Annotated in this window: 25 protein-coding genes; 8 read left to right on the forward strand and 17 right to left on the reverse strand. The window is 63.0% G+C overall.

Annotation, left to right across the window (positions count from 1 at the left end):
* Window positions 1–307 precede the first annotated feature (307 nt).
* Together metA and spoIIR are read left to right on the forward strand one after the other, a co-directional pair.
* Window positions 308–1,246, forward strand: a complete 939-nt coding sequence (gene metA, locus NE609_RS13355; RefSeq protein ID WP_101549251.1) for a homoserine O-succinyltransferase — start codon at window positions 308–310, stop codon at window positions 1,244–1,246.
* Window positions 1,247–1,298: 52 nt separating this feature from the next.
* Window positions 1,299–1,925 carry a stage II sporulation protein R gene (spoIIR, locus tag NE609_RS13360; protein ID WP_256152774.1) on the forward strand — a complete coding sequence of 209 codons (627 nt, stop codon included), beginning with the start codon at window positions 1,299–1,301 and terminating at the stop codon, window positions 1,923–1,925.
* A gap of 55 nt (window positions 1,926–1,980) precedes the next feature.
* Here the strand turns inward: spoIIR and NE609_RS13365 are convergent, their stop codons facing one another.
* Window positions 1,981–3,177: an acetate/propionate family kinase gene (locus tag NE609_RS13365; RefSeq protein ID WP_256152775.1), complete on the reverse strand. Its 1,197-nt coding sequence runs from the start codon at window positions 3,175–3,177 to the stop codon at window positions 1,981–1,983.
* A 157-nt stretch (window positions 3,178–3,334) separates the two neighbouring features.
* Between NE609_RS13365 and NE609_RS13370 the strand changes: the two genes are divergently transcribed.
* Both NE609_RS13370 and NE609_RS13375 read left to right on the forward strand, forming a co-directional pair.
* Window positions 3,335–4,543: a nucleotidyltransferase family protein gene (locus NE609_RS13370; protein ID WP_158595678.1), complete on the forward strand. Its 1,209-nt coding sequence runs from the start codon at window positions 3,335–3,337 to the stop codon at window positions 4,541–4,543.
* A 457-nt stretch (window positions 4,544–5,000) separates the two neighbouring features.
* A complete protein-coding gene (locus NE609_RS13375) occupies window positions 5,001–5,642 on the forward strand; it encodes a phosphoribosyltransferase (protein ID WP_101549243.1) in 642 nt (213 codons plus the stop codon).
* Window positions 5,643–5,697: 55 nt separating this feature from the next.
* On the opposite strand, the gene NE609_RS13380 is transcribed toward NE609_RS13375, so the two are convergent.
* The 5 genes from NE609_RS13380 to NE609_RS13400 all read right to left on the reverse strand — a co-directional run bounded on the left by NE609_RS13380 (window position 5,698) and on the right by NE609_RS13400 (window position 8,718).
* Window positions 5,698–6,030: a FeoA family protein gene (locus NE609_RS13380; protein ID WP_256152776.1), complete on the reverse strand. Its 333-nt coding sequence runs from the start codon at window positions 6,028–6,030 to the stop codon at window positions 5,698–5,700.
* 100 nt (window positions 6,031–6,130) lie between these two features.
* The gene (locus tag NE609_RS13385; protein WP_256152777.1) at window positions 6,131–6,763 is read right to left on the reverse strand and encodes an ABC-2 transporter permease; all 633 of its coding nucleotides are present in this window, start codon (window positions 6,761–6,763) and stop codon (window positions 6,131–6,133) included.
* A gap of 11 nt (window positions 6,764–6,774) precedes the next feature.
* Window positions 6,775–7,407 (reverse strand): ABC-2 transporter permease, encoded by a 633-nt coding sequence (locus NE609_RS13390; RefSeq protein ID WP_242970891.1) that lies wholly within the window; start codon window positions 7,405–7,407, stop codon window positions 6,775–6,777.
* 5 nt (window positions 7,408–7,412) lie between these two features.
* Window positions 7,413–8,294 (reverse strand): ABC transporter ATP-binding protein, encoded by an 882-nt coding sequence (locus NE609_RS13395; RefSeq protein WP_121587291.1) that lies wholly within the window; start codon window positions 8,292–8,294, stop codon window positions 7,413–7,415.
* 1 nt (window position 8,295) lies between these two features.
* Window positions 8,296–8,718 (reverse strand): GntR family transcriptional regulator, encoded by a 423-nt coding sequence (locus NE609_RS13400; RefSeq protein WP_370867171.1) that lies wholly within the window; start codon window positions 8,716–8,718, stop codon window positions 8,296–8,298.
* 230 nt (window positions 8,719–8,948) lie between these two features.
* Here NE609_RS13400 and NE609_RS13405 point away from each other — a divergent pair, with 230 nt between their 5' ends.
* From NE609_RS13405 to NE609_RS13420, 4 genes are read left to right on the forward strand one after another with little or no spacing between them, the layout of a single operon-like run.
* Window positions 8,949–9,569, forward strand: a complete 621-nt coding sequence (locus tag NE609_RS13405) for a TetR/AcrR family transcriptional regulator (RefSeq protein WP_121587290.1) — start codon at window positions 8,949–8,951, stop codon at window positions 9,567–9,569.
* Between the two features lie 21 nt (window positions 9,570–9,590).
* On the forward strand, window positions 9,591–10,076 hold the full coding sequence (locus NE609_RS13410; protein ID WP_256152778.1) for a hypothetical protein: 486 nt from the start codon (window positions 9,591–9,593) through the stop codon (window positions 10,074–10,076).
* 12 nt (window positions 10,077–10,088) lie between these two features.
* Entirely contained in the window at window positions 10,089–10,277 is a 189-nt protein-coding gene (locus tag NE609_RS13415; RefSeq protein WP_256152779.1) for a hypothetical protein, read from the forward strand.
* Window positions 10,278–11,483: a DUF1266 domain-containing protein gene (locus NE609_RS13420; RefSeq protein ID WP_256152780.1), complete on the forward strand. Its 1,206-nt coding sequence runs from the start codon at window positions 10,278–10,280 to the stop codon at window positions 11,481–11,483.
* Window positions 11,484–11,628: 145 nt separating this feature from the next.
* On the opposite strand, the gene NE609_RS13425 is transcribed toward NE609_RS13420, so the two are convergent.
* The 11 genes from NE609_RS13425 to NE609_RS13475 form a co-directional block, all read right to left on the reverse strand.
* Window positions 11,629–12,720 carry a DUF4097 family beta strand repeat-containing protein gene (locus tag NE609_RS13425; protein ID WP_256152781.1) on the reverse strand — a complete coding sequence of 364 codons (1,092 nt, stop codon included), beginning with the start codon at window positions 12,718–12,720 and terminating at the stop codon, window positions 11,629–11,631.
* Window positions 12,721–12,823: 103 nt separating this feature from the next.
* Window positions 12,824–13,492 (reverse strand): hypothetical protein, encoded by a 669-nt coding sequence (locus NE609_RS13430; RefSeq protein WP_256152782.1) that lies wholly within the window; start codon window positions 13,490–13,492, stop codon window positions 12,824–12,826.
* 36 nt (window positions 13,493–13,528) lie between these two features.
* The gene (lysS, locus tag NE609_RS13435; protein WP_256152783.1) at window positions 13,529–15,046 is read right to left on the reverse strand and encodes a lysine--tRNA ligase; all 1,518 of its coding nucleotides are present in this window, start codon (window positions 15,044–15,046) and stop codon (window positions 13,529–13,531) included.
* A gap of 111 nt (window positions 15,047–15,157) precedes the next feature.
* Window positions 15,158–15,631 carry a transcription elongation factor GreA gene (gene greA, locus NE609_RS13440; protein ID WP_101549219.1) on the reverse strand — a complete coding sequence of 158 codons (474 nt, stop codon included), beginning with the start codon at window positions 15,629–15,631 and terminating at the stop codon, window positions 15,158–15,160.
* A gap of 362 nt (window positions 15,632–15,993) precedes the next feature.
* Complete coding sequence (locus NE609_RS13445; protein ID WP_256152784.1) at window positions 15,994–17,814, reverse strand: S41 family peptidase; 1,821 nt, start codon at window positions 17,812–17,814, stop codon at window positions 15,994–15,996.
* Between the two features lie 177 nt (window positions 17,815–17,991).
* Window positions 17,992–19,221: a peptidoglycan DD-metalloendopeptidase family protein gene (locus tag NE609_RS17865; RefSeq protein ID WP_256152785.1), complete on the reverse strand. Its 1,230-nt coding sequence runs from the start codon at window positions 19,219–19,221 to the stop codon at window positions 17,992–17,994.
* A gap of 37 nt (window positions 19,222–19,258) precedes the next feature.
* Window positions 19,259–20,167, reverse strand: coding sequence for a permease-like cell division protein FtsX (gene ftsX / locus NE609_RS13455; protein ID WP_101549213.1), 909 nt, complete (start codon window positions 20,165–20,167; stop codon window positions 19,259–19,261).
* On the reverse strand, window positions 20,164–20,850 hold the full coding sequence (ftsE, locus tag NE609_RS13460; protein WP_101549211.1) for a cell division ATP-binding protein FtsE: 687 nt from the start codon (window positions 20,848–20,850) through the stop codon (window positions 20,164–20,166). Before ftsE ends, ftsX begins: the two co-directional genes overlap by 4 nt.
* Before the next feature lie 51 nt (window positions 20,851–20,901).
* Window positions 20,902–21,987 (reverse strand): CdaR family transcriptional regulator, encoded by a 1,086-nt coding sequence (locus NE609_RS13465; RefSeq protein WP_101549209.1) that lies wholly within the window; start codon window positions 21,985–21,987, stop codon window positions 20,902–20,904.
* Between the two features lie 357 nt (window positions 21,988–22,344).
* Window positions 22,345–23,067 carry a pseudouridine synthase gene (locus NE609_RS13470; protein WP_256152786.1) on the reverse strand — a complete coding sequence of 241 codons (723 nt, stop codon included), beginning with the start codon at window positions 23,065–23,067 and terminating at the stop codon, window positions 22,345–22,347.
* 189 nt (window positions 23,068–23,256) lie between these two features.
* Complete coding sequence (locus tag NE609_RS13475) at window positions 23,257–23,751, reverse strand: DUF4830 domain-containing protein (protein WP_101549204.1); 495 nt, start codon at window positions 23,749–23,751, stop codon at window positions 23,257–23,259.
* Window positions 23,752–23,970 lie beyond the last annotated feature (219 nt).

The following is a 23,970-nucleotide window of genomic DNA, read 5'->3' on the forward strand; positions in this document are numbered from 1 at the left end:
TTGTATCCGGAGATACTCAAATTCTTTTCAAGGGTGATTCCCCCAAAACTTCCGTTTCGGGTTCCTCGTTTCTCTTCTCTCGTTGTTCATTTTTCAAGGTGCTGGCCGCTGTCGCATACCGGGCATTTCTGTCGTTATGCACGAGACAGCTTTTGTATAATACCATAATCAAAAAATTTTGTCAACGGGTTTCCCAAAGTTTTTTTATGAAAATTGGGAGCGGCCCGCGCCGGGGCCCGTCCTCCCTTGATTTTGCGGGCGCAATGCGCTATTATGAAGGTTATCAAACGTCGAAGGTGGTATCCCCATGCCGATTAAAATCCCGGACAGCCTGCCGGCTTCCCGGATCCTCGAAAACGAGAACGTCTTTGTGATGACCGAGTACCGCGCGCTGCATCAGGACATCCGCCCGCTGAAGATCGTTATCCTGAACCTCATGCCCAAAAAAATTGAGACCGAGACCCAGCTGCTGCGGCTGCTCGGGAACTCCCCCATCCAGGTGGACATCGAGCTGATGCAGACCAAGTCCCACACCTCGAAGAACACGCCGTCCGAGCACCTCTTCAAATTCTATAAGACCTTCGACGACCTGCGCGGGCAGCGGTTCGACGGCATGATCATCACCGGCGCGCCGGTCGAGCAGATGGCGTTCGAGGAGGTCGAGTACTGGGACGAGCTGTGCGAGATCATGGAGTGGAGCAAGCAGAACGTCTACTCCACCCTGCACATCTGCTGGGGCGCGCAGGCGGGGCTCTACTACCACTACGGCGTCAACAAATACCCCCTCGACGAAAAGCTCTTCGGCATCTTCCAGCACCGCCTGCTTGTTGAGAACCACTCGATCACCCGCGGGTTCGACGAGCTCTTCTACGTCCCCCACTCCCGCCACACGACGGTCAGCCGCCGGGAGATCGACCGCTGCCCCGAGCTGGAGATCCTCGCCTCCTCCAAGGAAGCGGGCGTCTATATGGTCGGCCGGCGGGACGGACGGCAGTTTTTCATCACCGGGCACTCCGAGTACGACCGCGACACCCTCTCGCAGGAATACTTCCGCGACCTGGAGAAGGGACTGCCCATCCACATCCCGGAAAACTACTTCCCCCACAACGACCCCAAGCAGAAGCCGCCCTACACCTGGCGGGGGCACGCGAACCTGCTCTACTGCAACTGGCTCAACTATTACGTCTACCAGACGACCCCCTACGACCTCGAGGAGCTCGACGAAAATACCCCTCCGACTGTATAATGCCGCGAAAGGCGGTCAAAAATCCCTCCAACGAAAGCTGGGGGGATTTTTCATGAAATACAAAAAGCGGCGTTTCCAACTGTTTACCCGCCTCGATCTCGCGGTGCTGCTGGGGATCGTGCTGGCGGTTTTCCTTTCCAACGTGGCCGCCTTCGGGCAGGAGTGCGACGCCGTGCGCGCCGACGTGGTCCGTCTACATATCCTCGCGAATTCGGATAGCCCCGCCGACCAGCAGGTGAAGCTGCGGGTGCGCGACCGCATCCTCGCCGACGTGGGCGGCGTGTTCGCCGGGCCGCAGACCCAGGCGGACGCGAAGGAGACCGCGCGGCAGAACCTGCCCGCCATCGAATCTGCCGCACGCGCCGCGCTCGACGAGGCGGGGGTGGACGCGCCGGTGCGCGCCGAGCTCTGCCGCATGTACTTCACCACGCGGCAGTACGACGACCTCATGCTGCCCGCCGGCGATTACGACGCGGTGCGCGTCACGATCGGAGAGGGCGCGGGGCACAACTGGTGGTGCGTCATGTACCCGCCCATCTGCGTCTCCGCCGCCATGGCAGAGGACATGCCCGCCTTCGAGGAGATCGAGACGCTCAACAGCGAGCCGCTCTTTAAACCCAAGCTCGCCGTCGTCGAGGTCTTCGAGAAGCTCTTTGGAAAAGATACGGACCCGGAGTAACGGAAAGCCGGGGCGCGGTCACCGCGCCCCGGCTTTTTGATTCTGGATTCGGGGACTACGCCCGCGAGACGATCTCCTCCGTGTCGCGCGCGATGAGCAGCTCCTCGTTGGTCGGGATGATCCACGTCTCGACGAGGCTGTGGGGCGCGGAGATGTTGCGCTCCTGTCCCTGCGCCTCGCGGTTGGCGACCACGTCGATGCTCAGCCCGAGGAACTCCATGTCGGCGCAGACGCGCTTGCGGACGTGGTGGTCGTTCTCGCCGATGCCGCCCGTGAAGACGACCGCGTCGAGCCCGCCGAGCGCCGCCGCGTAGCTGCCGACGAACTTTTTGATCTGGTAGGAGAGCATATCCACCGTGAGCTGGGCGCGCGGGTCGCCCTTGTCCGCCGCGCGGGTGACGTCGCGGTTGTCGCTCGAGATGCCCGAAAGGCCGAGCAGGCCGGATTTCTTGTTGAGCATGTCGCTCATCTCCTTCATCGACAGCCCCTCCTTCTCGGCGAGGTAGGTCACGATCGAGGCGTCGATGCTGCCCGCGCGGGTGCCCATAATGAAGCCGTCGAGCGGGGTGAAGCCCATGCTGGTGTCGATGCAGATGCCGTTTTTGATGGCGCAGAGCGAGCTGCCGTTGCCGAGGTGGCAGGTGATGATCCGGCTGCCCGAACGACTGATGTCGGAAATATCAAAGAGGCGGTTGCTCACATAACGGTGGCTCGTGCCGTGGAAGCCGTAGCGGCGCACATGGTATTTCTCGTAGTACTCGTAGGGCAGGCCGTACATATACGCCTTCTCGGGCATCGTCTGGTGGAAGGCGGTGTCGAACACCGCCACCTGCGGGGTGTCTCCGAACACGTCGCGGCAGGCGCGGATCGACTGGACCGCCGCCGGGTTGTGCAGCGGGGCCAGGTCGCAGATGTCCTCGATCCCCTTGAGGACATCGTCGGTGATGAGCACCGATTTGGTGAACAGCTCGCCGCCGTGCACGATCCGCTGGCCGATCGCGGCGATCTCCCGCACATTGTCGATCGCGCGGCCCTCCCCCTCGGTCAGCAGCTTCACCAGCTCCTTCAGGGCCTGGGTGTGGGTCGGGAAGGGCACCTCGTAGGAGGTCTTCCGCTCCCCCGCCTTGTGGGTGATCACCCCGTCGATCCCAATCCGCTCGCAGTTGCCCTTCGCGAGCACCTGCTCCTCCTCCATATCGATCAGCTGATACTTCAGCGACGAGCTTCCCGCGTTGATAACCAGTATCTTCATGTTTGCTCTCCCTTTCTTTGTTGTTGCCCGATGGTCCCTTTGCTTGACATCGACACATACATTTATATATTATTACACTATGGCTAAAAATACAAGGCGCTTGCCGGGAATGCCGCAAATATTTCCGCCAGCCGCCGGGCAAAAAGAGGGGAATCGGATGGGCAATCAGGTCGTCGCGGGGATCGTCGCGGAATACAACCCCTTCCACAACGGTCACGCGCATTTGATCGAGGCCGCGCGCGCGGCGGGCGCGACCCACATCGTCGCCGTGATGAGCGGCAGCTTCGTGCAGCGGGGCGGGCCCGCCTGCGCGCCCAAAACGGTGCGCGCCAACGCCGCCGTCGCCTGCGGGGCGGACCTCGTGCTCGAGCTTCCGCTCCCCTACGCGATGGCCACCGCTGAACGGTTCGCGGCAGGCGCGGTCGGGATTCTTGGCGGGCTGGGGTGCGTCGACGTGCTCGCCTTCGGCAGCGAGTGCGGCGACATCGACCTGCTCGCGAAGGCGGCGGGCGCGGTGCTCGCCCCCTACTGCGGCGAATACACGAAAAACCTGCTCGATACGGGCGTCACCTACGCCCGCGCCCGCCAGAAGGCGGTCGAGGAGCTCTACGGCCCCGAGGTGGCGGAGGTGCTCTCCTCCCCCAACAACACCCTCGCGGTGGAATATCTCAAGCAGATCTCCCTCCAGGAGCTGCGCATCGCGCCCTTCACCATCCCGCGCGCGGGCGCGGCCCACGACGCGCGGGAACCCGGGGAGCAGTTCGCCTCCGCCTCCCACCTGCGCAACCTGCTCGACCTCGAATCGGCCGAGGCGCTCGCGCCCTACGTCCCCGCGGCCGCGATGAGCGTCTACCGCTCCGCCGCGGCCGCCGGGCTGATGCCCTTCGACCCGCACAGCCTCAACACGGCGGTGCTCTCCACCCTGCGGCGGATGGAGAAGAGCGCCTTCTCCGCCCTGCCCGACGTGTCGGGAGAGGGGCTCGACAACCGCCTATACGACGGGGTGCGCGCCGCCGTCTCCCTCGACGAGCTGCTCTCCCTCGTCAAAACCAAGCGCTATCCCCTCTCCCGCATCCGCCGGCTCGTGTGGAACGCCTACCTCGGCGTGGACGCCGACCTCATGACGCTGCCGCCCCCCTACGCGCGGGTCCTCTCCTTCAACAAGCGCGGCATGGAGATCCTCTCCGCCGCCAACAGAACCACCCGTATCCCCGTATCCCATTCGCTGCTCAAGCTCGCGGAGAAAAACGAGGCCTGCGCGCGGTTCGCTTCCCTCGAGGCCCGCGCCACCGACCTCTATTCCCTCGGCCTGCCCGCCGTCCAGCCCTGCGGCTCCGACTATACCCAGAAGATTACGGTAAGATAATTTGGGGAAACTTTTGAAAAAGTTTCCCCCAAACCCCTTCAAAACTTTTGGTGCAGGCCGGCCGCCATCCGCCGCCACCGGCTCTGCCCGTGCCGCAAAGCGTTTTGAAAGAGCTTCCCCAAAACCCTTTCAAAACTTTTGGTTCAGGCGAAGCGCGGCGGCCCGCCGCATTCGCCGCCCCTGCCGGCTGGTTCCGTCCCCGTCCCTCCCGCACGGGCCGCGGGAGGCGGGGCGGGCGGAGGCCGGCCTGATCAAAAAGTCTTTGGGCGCTTTCTTCAGAAAGCGCGAAAAAGAATCCCCCGGCCGGACGCCGGGGGATCGTTTTTCCCGCATCCCGGTGAAACCGGAAAAAAGTCCGCCGTTCCGAGGGAACGGCGGCTTTTTTCTTGTCCCCCGCGGGAAAAAATGGTATAATGACATTGGACACAATGTATGTGCGAAGAATGGAGGAACAGCTATGGTTATGAATTCGGTTAAAATCGTATCGTCCAGCAACCGCAACCTGGAGATCACCGCGATTCCCGGCCACTTTGTCACGAGCCATTCCCACATCAACTACTACATCGACATCACGATGATGAAGCACGATTTCGTGATGGCGCGCGAGGCGGCCGTTACGCTCGCGCAGCATTACGCCTATGAGAAGCCCGTCGACACGATCATCTGCATGGACGGCAGCGAGGTCATCGGCGCGTTCCTGGCGCAGGAGCTCGCCAAAAATAACCTCGCATCGGTCAACAGCGAAAAGGACATTTTCGTCGTCACCCCCGAGTTCAACACCAACGGGCAGATGATCTTCCGCGACAACCTCATCCCGATGCTTACCGGCAGGCACGTGCTCCTGCTGCTCGCCTCGGTCACCACCGGCAAGACGATCCACCGCGCGCTCGAATGCATCGCCTACTACGGCGGCATCGCCGAGGGGATCACCGCCGTGTTCAGCGTGCAGGACGAGATCGAGGGCTACCCGATCACCCATCTCTTCTCCGCCGCCGACCTGCCCGGCTACCAGTCGAACTCCTTCCGCGACTGCCCGATGTGCAAGCAGGGTCGCAAGATCGACGCGCTGGCCAACAGCTTCGGCTTCTCTCAGCTCTGAGCGCATAAACGGTAAAAGCCCCCGCCGCTTTCGCGGCGGGGGCTTTTTGACGCGGTCAGTCCTCGGACGGCGCGTCTCCGTTGACGTATTTTTCCCACATCGCGGAGGTGTTGCCGTAGCCGCAGCACCCTCCGAGAAACACCGGGTCCCCCTTCTTGCGCACGAGCGGGGCGTCCACCACGAGGTTTTCCGCCTCCGCCGGGGTGAGGGAGAATTCCCTGTCCCGGAGGCGCACCAGCGCGCCCCCCTCCGGCGTGAAGGAGAGCAGCGTCACGTCGACGCCCGCGACCACACCGCGCTCCTCCAGCGGGCGGGCGATCCTGCCGCCGCCTTTCACCCAGCTTACCGTGTAGACCTTACCCGGGGTCCCCTGCCTGAGCCTGATCATCCGAAGGCCTCCTTCCGTCCCCGTCGAGCGGGGCTTCCACATTTATGCTACTACAGCCCCTCCCGTTTGTCAACGCGGTTTCGCCGGAAGGGCCCGCCCGCTACTGCAGATATTCGTGTTCCCGGTAGAGGCACACGGTGATGAGGGCGGAAGCGAGCAGGGCCGCCGCCCCGACCAGCCAGAGCAGGGAAACCTCGCCGGACGGCAGCGGCGGAAGCCCCCCGCGCCCCGCCTCCGAGGCGTACCGGAAGAGGAGGAAAAAGACTGCCATGTAGATCGCGACCAGCCCGTAGCGCGCCCGGATCGAGCCGAGCAGCAGGATGAGCGGCAGCGATACCGCGATGATGACCGCGGCGCCGCAGAACTGGAGGGCGAGCAGCGAGCCGATCGGCAGCGGATTGACGGAGGGCGGCAGCAGTCCGGCGGCCGCGCGGTTCACGAGCAGCACGACCCCGTCCGCCAGCAGCAGGAACGCGGTGCAGAAGAAGTACTTTCCCCACACGATCTGAGCGCGGCTGACGGGGAGCGTCCCCGTGAAGAGCCCGGCCGCGCTGTTGTCGTCGAAGCCCACGACCGTGGCGGACAGGACGTAGCAGGCCATGATATAGCCGATCGGAGCCACATGGGTGGAGACGGAAAAGCCGGCCAGGATGAGCAGGTAAACAAGGGAATACCTGGGCAGGCCGGCGAGCCGGAACCAGTCCGTCCGGCAGAGCAGCAGCACGTTTCGCATGGCGGGCCTCCTCAGTCGGTGAACTGGCGGCGGGCGTAGAGCCGCCGCGCGATGGGATAGGATACCGCGAGCAGCGCCGCGCCGAACAGGATCAGCAGCGGGGCGAGCCAGCCGGGCAGCGCCGAAGGCATCTGCGCGCGCGTTCCGCCCACGTTCATGCCGAGCACGGTCGCCGCCGCGACGCCGAACGCGTAGGCGGCCAGGATCCAGTAGCGGGCCCTCGTCACGCCGAACCCGAGGATGAGCGGCTGGACGAACGCCGTGAAGGCGCAGCCGATCAGGATGAGCACCGGCAGCATCCCCGTCACCGAGCCGCCCCGGCCGAGCTTCAGCGCCGCGCCGATCCCCCCGGCGGCCAGCGCCGCCAGGCAGGCTCCGGCGACCACCGCGAGATCATAGAGGTATTTCGCCGCGACGAGCTTTTCCCGCCGCACGGGCAGCGAGCCGGTCAGGTAGTCCCCCTTGCTCTGCTCGTCGTAAGCGGCGGGGGTGTACACGAAGAAGTAGACGACGATCACATAGAGGAAGACCGCCGCGCTGACGCTCAGCGTCGCGGACAAAAAGAACACGATGATGAGCAGCGGGAACATCGCCCCCGCGACGCTGCGCAGCTTCAGCAGGTCCATGCGGATGACGGAAAGCATCTCCTTCACCGCGCCTCCCCCCTTTCCCTGCGGGTATAGCCGAGGAAGAGGTCCTCGACCGTCGGCTTCTCGTAGAGCGCCTCGTCGCCGAGCAGCGCGTGCACCGCGCCGGGGTCCCCCGCGAGCCCGCGGAAGCCGAACTCGGTCGCCTCCACCCCGCAGAGCAGCCTCTCGACCTCGCCGGTCAGCAGCTCGCGGCGTCCCTTGACGATCCGGTGGCTGTCGGTAAGGACGTCCTTCTCCCCCTCGAGCAGCAGCTTCCCGCCATGCAGGAAGAGGATGTAATCGGCGATCTTGTCGAGGTCGGAGGTGATGTGGGTGGAGAAAAAGACGCTGACCCCCTCCTGCTCGATCTCGTCCGCGAGGATGTCGAGCAGCTCCTGCCGCACCAACGGGTCGAGGTTCGCGGTGGGTTCGTCCATCAGCAGCAGCTTCGGGTGGTGGGAGAGCGCCAGCGCAAGCGCGAACTGCTTCTGCTTGCCCTTCGAGAGGTCCTTGAACTTCTTGCCCGGGTCGAGGGAAAAGCGGTCGAGATAACGGCGGAAGACCACGTCGTCCCAGTTGGGATAGAAGGGCTTCACCATCTCGCGCAGGGTCCTGAGCTTCGCCTGCCCGAGAAAGCCCGTCTGCTCCCCGATGTAGCCCAGATCCCGCTTGATCTGCTCGGAAAAGGCGTGCGCCTCCCGGCCGAACACCCTGACCTCCCCCTCGTCGGGGAAGAGCAGGTCCATCACGAGCTTGATCGTCGTGGTCTTGCCCGCGCCGTTCTCGCCGATGAAGCCGGTCACGTACCCCTCCCGCACCGCGAGGCGGGGCAGGTCCAGCACAAAACCGCTCTTATCGAACCGCTTTTTCAGTCCGGTGATCTCAATGACGTTCTGATCCATCCTATGGTTCCTCCCTGTACAGCGTGGCCGTGATCTCCCAAAGCTCGTCGAGCGTCAGGCCGATCGACTTTGCCGCGTCGATGATCTCCGAGAGCTTCCCCTCGATCTGGCTCATGGCGACCTCCCGCAGGCGGTCGCGGCCGGCAAGCGACACATAGGTCCCCTTGCCCGGCGTCGTCTCGAGGAAGCCCTCCGCCTCGAGATCGTCATAGGCCCGCTTGGTTGTGATGACGCTCACCCGCAGCTGTTTGGCCAGGTAGCGGATGGAAGGCATCGCGTCCCCCTGCCCGAGCGCCCCCGACAGGATTCCGTTTTTGATCTGTTCCTCGATCTGCTCATAGAGCGGGCGCGGCGAGGAATTCGACAGGATAATGTCCAGACGACCGCCTCCGATCTTTCTGCGCCTTACTGTGTCTTTCTGTATCTATAGTATATATACAGTTAGTCACGCTGTCAAGAGGAAATTCCTGCAACACGCAAAAAAACACATTCCCCTGCCAGCTCCCCGGGCCTTACAGCCACATGCCCAATAAAAGACGCCGTCCCTCGGTATTTCTTCCAATTCGTATTTCCCGGCCTTGCGGAACAGGTTTCGGACCGGTATAATAAAAACTGAAATAAAATTTTGTTTTTATTTTTGAACGGAGGGACGTCATGCCCAAGGTAGCTTATTCCGAAGCGGAGCGGGAGCGGGTCAGGAAGGAACTGATCACCACAGGGCTTGAACTGATGGCAAAGCAGGGCATCCAGCACACCACGATCGAACAGATCTACCTGCGGGTGGGAATTTCCCGCACCTTTTTCTATTCCTTCTTCCCGGCCAAGGAGGATCTGGTCGTGCAGGCGTTTTATTACCAGCAGCCGCAAATGCTGGCGCGCGCGCGGGAACTGATGGACGACCCCGGACTCGGCTGGCGGGAGGGGGTCGAAAGGTTCCTCCGCCGTGTCTGTTATGGGGGGCGGGACCGCTTCGCGATCATGAGCATCGAGGAGCAGCAGGCGCTCGCCAAATGCCTGTCGGAGGATAAGCGTCGGGAATTCCTGAAAAGACGGCTTGCGTTCTTTACGGAAATGCTGCGCGCCTTCGGCATCCGAGCCGGGACGCAGACGGTAAAGCTGCTCGGCAACCTGCTGTTTTCCGCCGCCATCCTGCGCAAAGCGATCCCGGACACACTGCCCTTTCTCTTTTCGGACGCCGCTGATGATGCGACCGATTTTCAAATCAACGCCATTTTGGACTATATGGAAACACTGCGCGAGCAGGATCATCCATAAATATCAAGGAGGAACATTCGTATGGGACTTTTCAGCAAGCTGTTCAAGGGGCCGGAGATCGACCAGGCCAAAAGCGACTCCAACCGGAAGAAGATGCGGGCCCTGTTCAACCAGGTGGTGGAGAACGGTGACGCCTATCAGCTGATCTTCGGCTACACCGAGGACGTGAGCCGCTTCAACTACGGGCTGGTCCACGGCAGCAAGACCAAAATCGGCAACCTGATCGTGGGCTGGAACGAGGCCGCCGAAACGATCGTGGCGGTGCCCACCGTTCCGGACCTCTCCGGCTGCGGCGACCCGGTGTATTACCGCCGCTCCGAAATCCACAAGGCGTATCAGAACAAATACCCTGTGGACGCGTTCATCATCTATCCCGACCGGAAGGGCTACATCGGCATCCGTGCCTGCGACTGGCTGGAGGACGAATCGCTGTACGTGTATGTCTCCCAGGAGGAGGAGTTGAAGGCGTTCACTGAGTTCTTCATGACCAAGTTTAAGACGAAATAAGGGGGCGGAAATATGCCCTGGGGACAGATTGGCGCGGTACTGATCGCTCTTGTGATTGTGTTTATTGTGGGGCACCTTTGGTTCCACATCGTCGAGGGGGTGTTGGGCGGCCTGAAGCGGCTGTTCTCCCGCAAAAAAGAGCCCCCCGCCTGGCACACCCTGCCGCCGGATCAGGATGATATCCACAAGGAGGGTACCTAAATGTTTGATATGGACGAGCTCATGAAGCGGGCCCAGGCCGCCAGCGACGCGGCCTCACAGCAGCTCCAGGAATCCATGGAGAAGAGCCGAAAGATTGCGGAGCAGGCGCAGAAGGACGCCGAAAAAGCGGCGGAAGATGCGGCGAAACGGCAGAGCGACGAGGGGCAAGCCGCGCAGCAGGATGCGGCCAACCAGCAGCGCCAGGTGGAGATCCTTGGCCAGATGTTCAGCCCGGAGGCCATGGCTCAGATGGCGGTCAACCAGGAGCTGATCCAGCAGGCGGTGGACGAAAAGGTGGCCGCGGCGGCCGCCCTCGGCGCGGAGGGCATGATGGACCAGCTCTTCGGCGAGGACATGGGCGTCATCGCCGCCGCCCTGGAGACCCTGGCCATGGAGGAAGAGGAAGAGGACGGCGAGGATGAGGAGCGGGAGCTCGACCAGGCGATGGAGCGGGAGCTCTATCAGGTGCTGGAGGAAAAGCTGGCCCAACTGGACGCCCTGCCCGAGCCCGAGCCGGCCCCCTACGCCAGGGACGACCCCCGCTGGGGCCGGTTCGGCATCCTGCTCTCCGGCATTATCTCCACGCTGAACGACCACGAGCTGGGCGGCATGGACGTGGAGGAGCATATCCCCGTCATGGAGCAGCAGATTGTCTCCCTGGTCCGCCGCTCCTGGGGCATCAACGGGCGGGGCGAGCTGCTGGACACCATCCGCTACCTGACCCGGGAGGGCTACACCCTGCGCTACGCCCTCTACTGTGAGGCGGATTCGCCGGAGGAGCTTCTGGAGGAGGGCATGGACGAGGAGGACCGGGCGTCGGTCTGCCGGGGCTGGCGGTTTGTCCAGTACTTCAAGGACCGGTATCTCCCCGACTTCCTGCTGGGCTGGGACGTGGGCCGGGCGGCCATGCTGGCCCGCTGGGGCTGCTATCTGGGCTGGATCACCGAGGGGGAGGCCGTGGGCATCCTGTGGGAGCTGTCCCAAAAGGCGGTCAGAGGCCTGCACAGCTGGCGGGAATTCGCGGAATCGTACCTGTTCGGCGGCCTGATGTGGAAGCTGCTCTGCGGCGACAGCGCGGCAGAGAGCTATCTGGGCTTTTTGGCGGACGCCGCCGTGGACCTGCTCACCGGGGATCCGGACGAAAACGAGGGCCAGTGGCGGGAGTGCCCATGGCCCGCCGCGCGGAAAATCGGATTCCAGCCTTAGACGCGCGCCCCCGCCGGGGTATCAGAGAAGGACGCCAATGAAACTTTGGCGTCCTTCTTCCGTTTTTTCATATTCAATTCACGGCAAATCCGCCAATCATGCGGCGGCGAACGCCGGCCTTCGCGGGGGGCCCGGAATCTCTCCGTCAAGGGGTCTCGAGCTTCCCGAAGGTGACGCGGACCTCGCCGTTTTCCGTGCGCAGCGTGAATTTCGGCTCGCCGCTTCCGAGGGTGACGCCGCCGTCCCAGCCGCGCGGGAGCCTCATCTCGTCGAAGTTGCCGCCCGAAAAGACGAAGTCCAGATCCTGCGGCTCCTTGCGGAAGTTGACGCGGACGTCCCCGTTCAGGTCCTTCAGATAGGTGTCCCTGGTGAGCTCCTTCACGTCGAGCAGCAGGTCGCCGTTCTGGGTCGTAATCGTCGCGCGGCCGAGCGTTTCGGCCCGGACGGCGATATCCCCGTTTTCACTGCGGAAATAGAGCTCGCCGCCGACTTTGCCGGCGATGACGGCGATGTCGCCGTTGTCCGTTTGGATGTCCTGCTTCCCGGTGATCTCGTCCGCCTCGATCACGACGTCGCCGTTCGTGCAGGTCATCGTGCAACGCGCGGAGAGCTTTTCGGCGGTGACGTAGAGCATCCCGCCGTCGGCGCTGCCGCCGACCGATCCCACCGCTTCGCCGTAGGCGTGCACGAGCGCGTCGCGCGCCGAGAGCGTCAGCGAAAAATACCGCTGCGCGGGCACCCGCAGCAGGACGGTGTTGACCCGCGCGTCCTCACGGGTGCAGAGATAGCGCAGGCCGGTGGAGCCCCGCGCTGTGAGGGTGAGGGTCCCGCCCGAAAGGGTCAGCCTGGCGCTGATCGGTCCCGACGCGCCGACGGTATCCAGTTCAAAGCTGCCGGTGTCCGACGGTTCGACCACAACGCCGCAGAGCGCGGCGTTGACCGCCAGCCGGCTCACCCCGTCGGCGGGGAGGGTCTGGAGGTGGACGGTCTCATCGGAGGCGTATTTCGACGCGGCGGCCGCGAAGGGGTTGCCCTCCAGCCTCCAGTCGGCGGGGCCGAAGAGCATCTGCTCCCCGTCGAGCGCCACGGCGTAGGAACTCGCGTCCGCCGAGGGCGCGGGAGGCAGGACGTTCTCATGCACATCAGCCGCGCCGGCGGTCAGCGCCGCCGCGGAAAGGCTCATGCTCAGGGCGGCGGCGGCCGCCAGCAGGAAGGCCGGCATTCTGCGCGTTTTCATATCAAACACCTCGCTGTCTTAATGGTTCCACTTTACGCCGCGCGGGGGCGTTTGTCAAGCGCGGCGGATGCAAAAAGCGGACCTGCGCGCAGGTCCGCTTTTATCAGGCTTCTTCATCGCTTCCGACCAGCCCCTGCGCCGCGTAGCTCGATGGGGGCGTGCTGTTCGCCACGTTGTCGAGCAGGCGCCGCCGCACGTCATAGTCGTCCAGGGTCTGCGCGTTCCTGTTGACCGCGCTGGATTCGGCGCTGCGCAGCACGAAGTAGAGGGTCGGCAACTCCTCCAGCCCCTCCGCGTTGGCAAACGGCTTGCCCGAGATCGCGTAGCGATACCGCCCGACGACCGCCGGGTCGTCGGGATAGCGTGCCGAAAGGTCCTCGAAGAGGGTGTCGTTGCCGAGCAGGTCATAGACGTAGCTGTCGAGCAGCACCAGGTCGGCGTCCCCCTCGGAGAGGGCGCCGCTCAGCTCGCCGAGCATCTTCGCCGTGTCGCCGCCGCCCGTGGCCGGGAACTCGTAGGTCACCAGCGTCACCGGCGCGCCCCCCTCCTCGATATCGGGGGCGTAGCCGGTCAGCTGCATGGTCAGCGCGTCCTTCTGCTCGACCGAGAGGTAGCCGCGCACCGCGGCCACGACGGTCAGCTTCCCGTCGTCGGTCCCCTCGCTGAAAAAATAGGCGAGCGCGAGCAGCACGACGACGATCAGCGCGACGACAAAAATGCCCAGCCTGCGCTTGTGCACCACACGGGATTCCTTTTTATCCGGTTCTCCCAAGGACGCCCACCTCCTTTTGTCTGTTCAGCGGTCCGGTCAGTCCCTGATCGGCTTCATGGTCGGGAAGAGCAGCACGTCGCGGATCGACGCGCTGTTGGTCAGCAGCATCACCAAGCGGTCGACGCCGATGCCGAGCCCGCCCGTCGGGGGCATGCCGTATTCGAGCGCCGTGAGGAAATCCTCGTCGACGTCGGTGGCCTCCTCGTCGCCCGCGGCCTTGAGCGCCGCCTGGTGCTCGAACCGGCCGCGCTGGTCGATCGGGTCGTTGAGCTCGCTGAACGCGTTGGCGTGCTCCCGCCCGAGGATGAAGAGCTCGAACCGCTCGGTGTATTCGGGGTCCTCCGGCTTGCGCTTGGAAAGCGGGGAGATGTCCACCGGATGGTCGGTGATGAAGACCGGCTGGATCAGGTGCTCCTCACAATATTCTTCGAAGAAGAGGCTCAGGATATCCCCCTTGCCGTGGCGCTCCTCGTATTCGATGTGGTGCTCCTTCGCGAGCGCGCGCGCCTGCTCGAGCGTCTCCACCTCCGCGAAGTCGACGCCGCCGTACTTTTTGACCGCATCGCGCATCGTGAGGCGCTCGAACGGCTTATCGAGGTCGATCTCCACGTCGCCGTACCGGATAACGCCGGTGCCGAGCACCGCATGCGCGCAGTGGCGGATGAGCCCCTCGGTGATGTCCATCATGCCGTGGTAGTCGGTGTACGCCTCATAGAGCTCGAGCAGGGTGAACTCGGGGTTGTGGCGGGTGTCGATGCCCTCGTTGCGGAAGACCCGCCCGATCTCGTACACCTTGTCGAACCCGCCGACGATCAGCCTCTTCAGGTGCAGCTCGAGCGCTATGCGCATGTACATGTCGATGTCGAGGGCGTTGTGGTGGGTGATGAACGGCCGCGCGGCCGCGCCGCCCGCGATCGTGTGCAGCACGGGGGTCTCGACCTCGAGGAAGCCCAGCCCGTCCAGGTAGCCGCGGATGGCGGTGATGATCTTCGACCGCTTGACGAAGGTCTCCTTGACCTCGGGGCTCACGATGAGGTCGACATACCGCTGGCGATAGCGCAACTCGGTGTCCTTGAGGCCGTGCCACTTCTCGGGCAGCGGCAGCAGGGATTTGGAGAGGAGCACGATCTCGTGCGCCTTGACCGAGATCTCCCCCTTCTGGGTGCGGAAGACCTCGCCGCGGATACCGACGATGTCGCCGATGTCCCATTTCTTGAAATCTGCGTACCGCTCGTCGCCCACCTCGTCGCGGCGCACATAGCTCTGCACCCGGCCCGAGGCGTCGCGCAGGTCGAGGAAGGAGGCCTTGCCCATGATGCGGCGGCTCATCATACGCCCCGCGATGGACACCTCCCGTCCCTCCAGCTCGTCGAACCGGTCGACGATCTGCCGCGCGTAGGCGGTGCGGCTGTAGGTGGTAATCTCAAAGGGGTTTTTCCCCTCGGCTTTCAAGGATTCCAGCTTGTCGCGCCGGATCTGCAGGACCTCGGACAGCTTCTGCTGTTCCTCCTGCTCGGTCAGCTCCCCCTCCGGGAGGTTGCGGGATTCTTCCATCGTATGCACATCCTTTATCTGTTGCGGGCCCCGCGGCCCGTCTGCCATGCGGTTATTATAACAAAAAAGCGGGCTCTTGCAAAGCCCGCTTTTACAAAATATTTACTCTGCTTACCGGCTGATCTCGAGAATTTTCAGTTTCAGGACGGCGGCGGGCGCCTGGATTTCCACCACATCGCCCACCTTGTGGCCGATGAGCCCCTTGCCCACCGGCGACTCGTCGGAGATCGCGTCGAGGTCGGAATGCGACTCGACCGAGCTGGCGATGACGTACTCCATCTCCTCGTCGAAATCAACGTCGAGGATTTTGACCTTGCAGCCGACCGAAACGGCGTCGGTGGAGATCTCGTCCCGGCTGATGATCTTGACGTTCTTGAGCTGGTCCTCCAGCTTTTTGATGCGCGCCTCGACGACCGCCTGCTCGTTCTTGGCCTCGTCGTATTCGCTGTTCTCCGACAGGTCGCCGAACCCGCGCGCCACACGGATTTTTTCGGAGATCTCCCCCCTGGTCACGCTCTTGAGTTCATTCAGTTCCTTTTTGAGCGCCTCGTAGCCCTCTTGTGTCATTAACATTTCCGTTGCCATATCCCATTCTCCTTTACAGAGCATTTGGTTCCATCACGAAATCCCGCAGATACGAAAAAAGCGCATACCCCCGGCGGCGCGGACATCGGGTCTTCCCGCTTCTCGCGCGCGTTTTGCAGCCAGACGTATAGCAATGGTTAGTATTATAGTCAAAACGTTCAAATATGTCAAGCGTTCCAAAGTTTTTTAAGGAATTGTTTACAGGGAATCTTTCCCTGCCCCCCCTCTTACGACCTGTCCCTTCATCTTATGTCCCGGCCGCGCGGGATATGCACGGGGCCGCCGGTTTCACGCGCGGGGCGCTTTCCCACGCGCACACGCAAAAGATCGGCCGCCTTTCGGCGGCCGCCCGGACGCTTCGCTTATCTTTTGCCGCTGGAGAACGCCCCGAGGCGTGCGGGCGGCGCGGAGGACGCCTCGCTCGACGACTCGGTCTCCTCCTCCCCGGAGGTCGCGGTCCCCTCGGAGGAAGAGCCCTCCGGGCCGCTCTCCGTCCCGGAGGATTCCGCGGGCGGCTGGCTCTCCGCCTGCGATTCGGCGGGAGCCCCGCTCTCCGCGGGCTGAGATTCGGCTGGCTGACTCGCCGGAGGCTCGCTCACGACGGGTTCGCTCGCGGCGGGCGCCTCGGACTGCACCGGAGGCGCGGGCACCTCGAAGGTGAGCCCCGCCAGCAGGTCGATCGCGGCGCTGAATTCCGTCAGGTCGAGCGGTTCGCGCGCCGGTTCCGGTTCGGCTTCGGGCTCCGGTTCGCCCGACGAAGCCTCTTCCTCCTCGGAGGAGGCCTCGCTCGACACGTCCCGCGGTTCCTCCATATCGGAGGATTCTGCGGCGGAGGATTCCTCGCCGGAGGACGCCGTCTCGGACGATTCGGCGGCGGACGGCTCCTCCTCCGAGGAGCTCGCGTACGCCGCGTCGGGCAGAGACGTGGCGGACGCCGCGCCGCCGCTCTCCTCCGGCTCCAGGTCGATGACCGTCATGTTCATGCGGATGGTCGCGATGATCGAATCCACCGCCTTCTGGAGCTGCGGGTCGGTCAGCAGGTTCCCCGGCATCGAGTCGTCGTTCATCTTGACCTCGAAGTCGGGCCGCACGCCCTCCCCATCAAAGCTCGGGCTGGTCGGCGGGTTGTAGACCGCCGTCGTGATTTCGACCGCGCTGCCGTCGGTCAGCGGGAAGATGCGCTGCATCGTCCCCTTGCCGGCGGTCTTCTGGCCGATGAGCTTGCCCTTGTTGTAGTCGCGGATGACCGCCGCGAAGAGTTCCGACTCCCCCGAGGTCTTCTCATTGATGAGCACCGCCATCGGGAGAGTGACCTCCCGCGCGTCGGAAATTTTGGTGTTTTCCACCCGTCCCGTCTTGTCGACGGTCGAGGCGAGCACCCCGGAGGGGAGGAGCTTGTCGAGCGCCTCGGCCACCGAGTCGAGGGCGGAGGTGCCGGAGGAGGTGATGCTGACCCCGCGCACGTCGAACACAAGGCCCTGCGCGCCCTCGTCGATCAGCCTGTCCACCTGCTTGGTGAACTGGTCGGGGGTATTGTCGGCGAAGTCCTTGATGACGACCAGGCCGATCTGGTTTTCAAGCATGGAGGAATAGACCGACGGGACCTCGACGAAGCGGCGGGTCATGTCGGGCAGCGTGCTGTCCTCGACGCCGCGGCGCACGACGATATTCATCTTGGTGCCGGCCGCGCCGTAGAGCATCGAAACCGCCTCGCTGTAGTTTTCGGCGGTGATGTCGGTCTCGTCGATGCGCACGATCAGGTCGCCCTCCTGCAGGCCGGCGGCCTGCGCGGGCGAATCGGGATAGACCTCGTCGACGACGATGTAGCCGCTCTCATCCATCCGGGGCACGATGCCGATCTGCACCCGCTGGTCGTTGTAGCTCTGTTTGAGGCGGGCGTAGGCGGCCGCGTCGTAATAGCGCGCGTACGCGTCCCCCGTGCCGTTGAGGTAGCCGGTGACGAGCTGGTTGACCAGCTCGCCCTCCTCGATCGCGCCGGTGTAGTTCTGCCGCACGTAGTCGTCCACCTCGGCGAGCTTGGAATACATCGCCTCGCGCTCGCTGAGGTTATAGGCGGTCTCGTCAAAGCTGCGCCGCGCAAAAAGCCACGTCATCGTGATCGTCGCCGTGATGACGATCACCGTGAACGCGATCGCCGCCCCCAAAGAAATCTTTTTGCTCATCAGTCGTCTCCTTTCGGCCTGCGTTCTGTCGCCCGGACGGGTCAGGCCGGCCGCTGTGTCCGCGGGGGCCGCCCCGCGGCCTCCGCCAAATCCGGCCGCCGCCCGGCGCGGCCGCGCCGGACAATGCGAAGGGCGGAGAGTCTCCGCCCTTCACCGGAAGGTTCTCTGTTTTTCACGTCACGGGGACCAGCCCTGCGGATTGACCGCCTTGTTGTTGACGCGGATCTCAAAGTGGATGTGCGGGCCGGTCGACCAGCCGGTCGAGCCGACCTCGCCGATCTTCTGCCCCTGCGCCACAACGTCCCCGACCGAGACGGAAAGCGCGCTCATATGCCCGTAGAGGGTCTGGATGCCGCCGCCGTGGTCGATGATGACGTACTTGCCGTAGCCGTAGCCGGGCGTGAAGGAGGTGTTCGCAACCTTGACGGTGCCCGAGTTGGCCGCGAGCACGGGCGAGCCGTAGGCGCCGCCGCCCGAGATGTCGATGCCCGTGTGGAAATCGCTGCCGCCGAAGCGGGAGCCGTAGGGGCAGGTCACCTGGAAAAGGGAGGCGGAGGGCCACGCCATGCCGCCGCCGATATATTTCGTGTTGAGGGAGGTCTTGTTGATCTCCGCGATGATCGCCGAAATTTCCGCCTGGACCTGCTGCATCTGCTTGGTGAGCTCGGCCTTGTTGGCCAGGAATTCCTGCTCCTGGGCGGCGATGTCCTGGATCCGTGAAACGGCGGTCGCCTGCTGGGCCTTGAGCTCCTCCTGCTTGGAGACCGTCTCACGCTTGTCCTCCTCGACGGAGGTCTTGTCGTCCTCGATCTCCTTCTTGATCGCCTCGAGCTCCGCCTTCTGCTCCTTGAGCTCGTTGATCAGGTCGGTGTCATGCTGCGCCACGGCGGTCACGACGTCGGTGCGCAGCAGCATGTCGGAAAAGTCGTCCACCCCGAGCACGAGGCCGAGGGTGCTTGTCCCCTGCAAGGAGCACATCGCGCGCAGCCGCTGCTGGTAGAGGGAGAAGTTTTCGTCGATCTCCTTCTGCTTGGCGGACATCTCGCGGGTCTTCTCCGCGATCCGCTGCTCGAGCACCGTGATCCGCTCGTCGAGCGTGTCGATCTGCTCGATCGTCGTGTTGATCTGCCCGTCGATCTCCTGCTTGATGACGACCTGCTTCTGTTTCTCAGAAGCGGCCGCGTTGATCTTCTGCTGCACGGCGTTGTTCTGCTCCTGCAGCTTCTTGTATTTGCTGTTGAGGCGGTCGAGCATGTCCTGGAGGTCGTCCTCGTCCTCGTCGTAATCGTCCTCGTATTCCTCGTCGTCGTCCGCGTGCACCAGGATCGACACGGTCGGCGCCACGACCATGACAGCCATAAGCAGCGCCATCATCCACGCAAAAACGCGTTTGCCCTTTTCGCCCACATCCAGGCCCCCCTTCCGCCTTCCGCCGCAGCGAAGGTCATACTTTCAGGTATCTGTTTACAAAGAACATGCTGCCGAACACGCCGATCCCGATGCCTCCGCCCGCGAACCAGGCAAGCAGCTCGAGCGCGACCTCCTCAAAGGGGATCGTGTTCTGATAGGCCGACTGGATAAAGGCGGAGGGATTGAGGGACACCGCGTCGAGCACATAGTTGTAGCCGATCCACAGCAGCCCGAAGGCGAGCAGCGCGGAGAGCAGCCCGAGCAGGAACCCTTCCACGAAGAAGGGCAGCCGGATGAAGGCGTCGGTCGCGCCGACGTATTTCATGATATTGATCTCCTTGCGGCGGTTGAAGACGGTGACCTTGATCGTGTTGGCGATGATGACCAGCGACACGACGATGAGGATGGCGACGATAAACATGCCGCTGACCGACACCGCGCGCTTGATGCTGGAAAACGCCTCCGCGACCGCGTCGGGGGCGCGCACCGCGGAAACCCCCGAGATCGATTCGAGCCGCATGACCGTGCCGGTGAGGACGGAGAGGTCCTTCACCCGCACGCTGTAATAGTTGAAGAGGGGGTTCTGGTCGCCCTCCAAACCGGTGAGCAGGTCCTCCAGCTCGGGGGACTTGGCCTTCTGCTCCTCCAGCAGCTCGTCCTTCGAGACGAACCGCTGGTTATAGATGTTGTCCACAAGCCCGAGCTCCAGCCCGACGTCCGCGATCTGTTCCTCGTCGAGGCCGTCCTCCAGCTGAACCACGACCTCGTTCTGGGTCTCCGCGAAGCCGACGATCTTGTTGACGTTCATCGAAAAAAGCATCGAGGCGCCGATCAGGAGCATGCACGCCACCAGCGTGCCGATCGACGCGAACGACATCAGCCGGTTCGCGTAGATGCTCTTGGCGCCCTCCTTGATGAGGTACCCGAAACTGCTGCCCTTCATTCGTCGTAGTACCCCCTGTTCCGGTCGTCCGAGATGATGGTTCCCTCGTCGATCGTAATCACCCGGTGGTCAAACTCGCTCACCAGGTTGTGTTCATGGGTGACCATGACGATGGTGGTGCCGCATTTGTTGATCTCGCTGAGCAGGTCGACGATCTCAAACGAGAGATCGGGGTCGATGTTGCCGGTGGGCTCGTCCGCGATGATGAGCGGGGGGTTGTTGACGAGCGCGCGCGCAAGCGCGACGCGCTGCTGTTCGCCGCCCGACAGGTGCTCGGGCAGGCTCTTGGCCTTGCCGGAAAGCCCGACCAGGCCGAGTATGTACGGGACGCGGCTGCGGATGTCCTTGGCGGACACGTTGGTGACCCGCAGCGCGAACGCGACGTTGTCATAGACGTTCATGGTCGGGATGAGCCGGAAATCCTGGAACACCACCCCGAGCGTGCGGCGGTAGTAGGGGACCTTGCGCCGCTTGAGGCGCACGAGGTTCTGGCCGTTGACGTAGATCTCTCCCGACGTCGGCTTCTCCTCCCGCATCAGCAGCTTGATAAAGGTGCTCTTCCCAGCTCCCGACGGGCCGACGACGAATACGAATTCCCCTCTGTCAATACTCACATTGAAATTGCTGAGCGCGCGCGTCCCCGTCGCCTTGTAGACTTTGGAGACATTGACGAATTCGATCACTGGTACACCGCCTTTGAAAAGGCCTGTCTTTCGGCAGGCCAGGTTTCACAATTAATATTTCACCGGATTCGCCGTCAGGTATTTCTTGACCATCAGCGCCACCTTGAAGATGATCGCGTGGTCGAATTCCCGCAGGTCGAGCCCCGTGAGCTTTTTGATCTTCTCGAGCCGGTAGACGAGAGTGTTGCGGTGGACGAAGAGCTTGCGGCTCGTCTCCGACACGTTGAGGTTGTTCTCAAAGAATTTCTGGATGGTAAAGAGGGTCTCGTGGTCGAGGCTTTCGATCGAGCCCTTTTTGAAGACCTCCCGCAGGAACATGTCGCACAGGGTGGTCGGCAGCTGGTAAATCAGCCGCGCGATTCCGAGGTTGTCGTAGCTGACAATCGCCTTTTCGGTGTCGAACACCTTGCCGACCTCAAGCGCCACCTGCGCCTCCTTGAAGCTGCGGGCCAGATCCTTCACGCCGACGATCGAGGTGCCGATGCCCACGACCACCTTGGTGTAGAACTCGCTGCCCAGCGTGTCCACGATCGAGCGCGCGAGCTTTTCGAGGTCTTTCGACTCGATGCCGGGCTTTGTCTCCTTGACGAGCACGATGTCGCTTTCGGAGATGTTGAAGACGAAGTCCTTCTGCTTATCGGGGAAGAGGTTCTGAATGACGTCGAAGGCGGAGATGTCGTTGGAAGCGACGATGCGGATGAGCAGGACGACGCGGGTGGAGTCGGTGTTGAAGTGCAGCTCCCGCGCCTTGACATAGATGTCCCCCGGCAGGATGTTGTCGAGGATGACGTTTTTGATGAAGTTGTTCCGGTCGTATTTCTCGTCGTAATACTGCTTGATTGACGAGAGGGAGATCGCCAGGAGGTTGCAGTATTTTGCGGCGGGATCGTCCACACCTTCGACAAAAACCGCAAATTCGGGTTTCATCTTGTTGCCAAACGGCTTATACGTATAGCCGTCGCGCACGAACACCTCGTTCGTGTCGCCGACGTCGAGCGTAAAGAAATCGCTCGTTTCGCCAATTTTGGTGAGATCGCTGCACGAGATGATCGTCGCGCTGTCATCCACGACGCCGATCACCCTGTCGATACAGTCTCTCATCTGGTGGACGATTCCCTGGAAAAGCCTGTTTGACATTCAAATCCCCTCTTTACTCGTAATCGGTTGTGCTTTGCCAAACACATGGTTCTTTCTGTGGCCGAGGCGCGATTTTTGTCCGCCGTAGATGGACGAAAAAAAGGCCGCGTTTTTAATCTTACAAGCCATTACGAATATTTTACAACAAATTTGTGTATATTGCAACACAAATTCTTATTTTCGTTGTGGAAAAATCATTATTTTTTCCACAGCGGTTTTTCTGGGGATCGGAACCAGGCTTTTCGACCATCATACTACATTTTTATAGGCAATGTGTGTCCAAACTTTGTCGCTTTTTTGAACAGCCTGTCCCTTCCCCGGCGGCCCGCACCGCCAAATTCCCCGCCGCAGCGGGCTTTACAGCCCCTCCGTCAAAATCCGTTCTACCTCTATTTTACTGAGTTTCCTGCATTTTCCGGGCTCCAGATTCGGGTCTAAAGCCAGCCCCCCGATCGCGTCCCGGCGCAGCGCCGTGACCGTGATCCCGTACGCTCCGAACATCCGTTTGACCTGGTGGTACATCCCCTGCCGCAGGACCACCCGCGCCGTCCGGGGGTCGTCCGGGTCGGGCGCGAGGAGAGCGGGCATGCACGTCCTCCCGTCGAGGACGACTCCCGCCGCGAACGCCTCGACAAGTTCCGGCCCCGCCGGCCTGTCCAGCCGCGCGGTATAGGTTTTGGGCACGTGGCTCCTGGGCGCGAGGATGCGGTGGGCAAACTCCCCGTCGTCGGTGATGAGCACGAACCCCTCGGTGTCCTTGTCCAGCCTGCCCGCCGGGAAAAGCCCGCTGCGCCGCAGCTCCTCCGGCACCAGGTCGAGCACCGTCGGCAGCTTGTCGTCGTGGGTGGCGCACACCACCCCGCGGGGCTTATTGAGCATCAGGTAGGCGTGGCGGCCCATTTCCAGCGGCCTGCCGGCCACGGCGATCTCGTCCGTATCCGGGTCGACCCGCCGCTCGCAGGAGCGCTCGGGCAGGCCGTTCACCGTCACCTGCCCGCGGGAGGCAAGCCGGCGCACCTCCCGGCGGGACAGCGCCGTCCGGGAGGCCACCACCTTATCCAGTCGCTCGGTTTCCGCCATACCTTCGCCCCCTTCTCCCGCGCGGCGCCTGCCGCGCGGGGATTCCGGGGACTATTGTACCACAAGCGCAAAGCGCGCGGTGGGACAATCGCGCATCGGGACGAAAGCGCCAGGGGCGCGGATCGTCCTGCGCATAAGTCCGGTACAATAGCCGCCTCGCGGGTATTGTACCATATCCGCGCCGTCCGTTCAATCGGTGCGCTGCGCGAACCCGTGCATGAAGCCGTCCAGCTCGACCGAACAGACGTCGCCGCCGATCACCTTGTTCTTATAGACAAGGATGTTGGCGCGCACGCCCTCCGCCTGGCCGGGGTAGTTTTCGATCACATAGGTGTAGCGTTTGCACCGCTTGCCCGCGTACTTGCTCAGATCGCAGCCCTGCTGCTTCTGGATCTCATTGTACTTCTCGAATACGTCGTCGAATTCCTGCGGGATTTTGACCTCCACGATCTCGTCCTCTTCCCCTTCGACCTCCCAGCCGAACGTTTCGAGGAAGGAGATCCTCTGTTCATTCGTTTTGGCCGCGACCTTTTCCACCTTCGCTTCCGCCGGGGCCTGCGCCGGGTCGCCCCGCAGCTCCGACAGCGCCGCCTGCGCCCAGATGCCCCCCGCCAGCGCCAGCACAAACACCGCCGCCGCCGCGGCCACCTGCTTTTTGGTCACCCGGAATGAGACTGTAAACATACTGCTAACCTCCCGCGCCGTATTCGGTTCCGTTCTATATGTATACGCGCGCGGGGGACTTGTTATGCCGCCCTGTCCTCTGTTGTGCCGCTCGAGAGCGGCGGAGCTTGCCGCCCTTCCGGCGGCGGGGGTTCTTAGGTTTGCCGCTCAGTGAGCGGTGGAGCTTGCCGGGACCCGCCCCGGCGGGCGGGCCGACTTCTTGCGCGCCCAAGAAGTCGG

It is taken from the genome of Anaerotruncus sp. DFI.9.16, assembly GCF_024461615.1.
GTDB classification, from domain to species: domain Bacteria; phylum Bacillota; class Clostridia; order Oscillospirales; family Ruminococcaceae; genus Anaerotruncus; species Anaerotruncus massiliensis.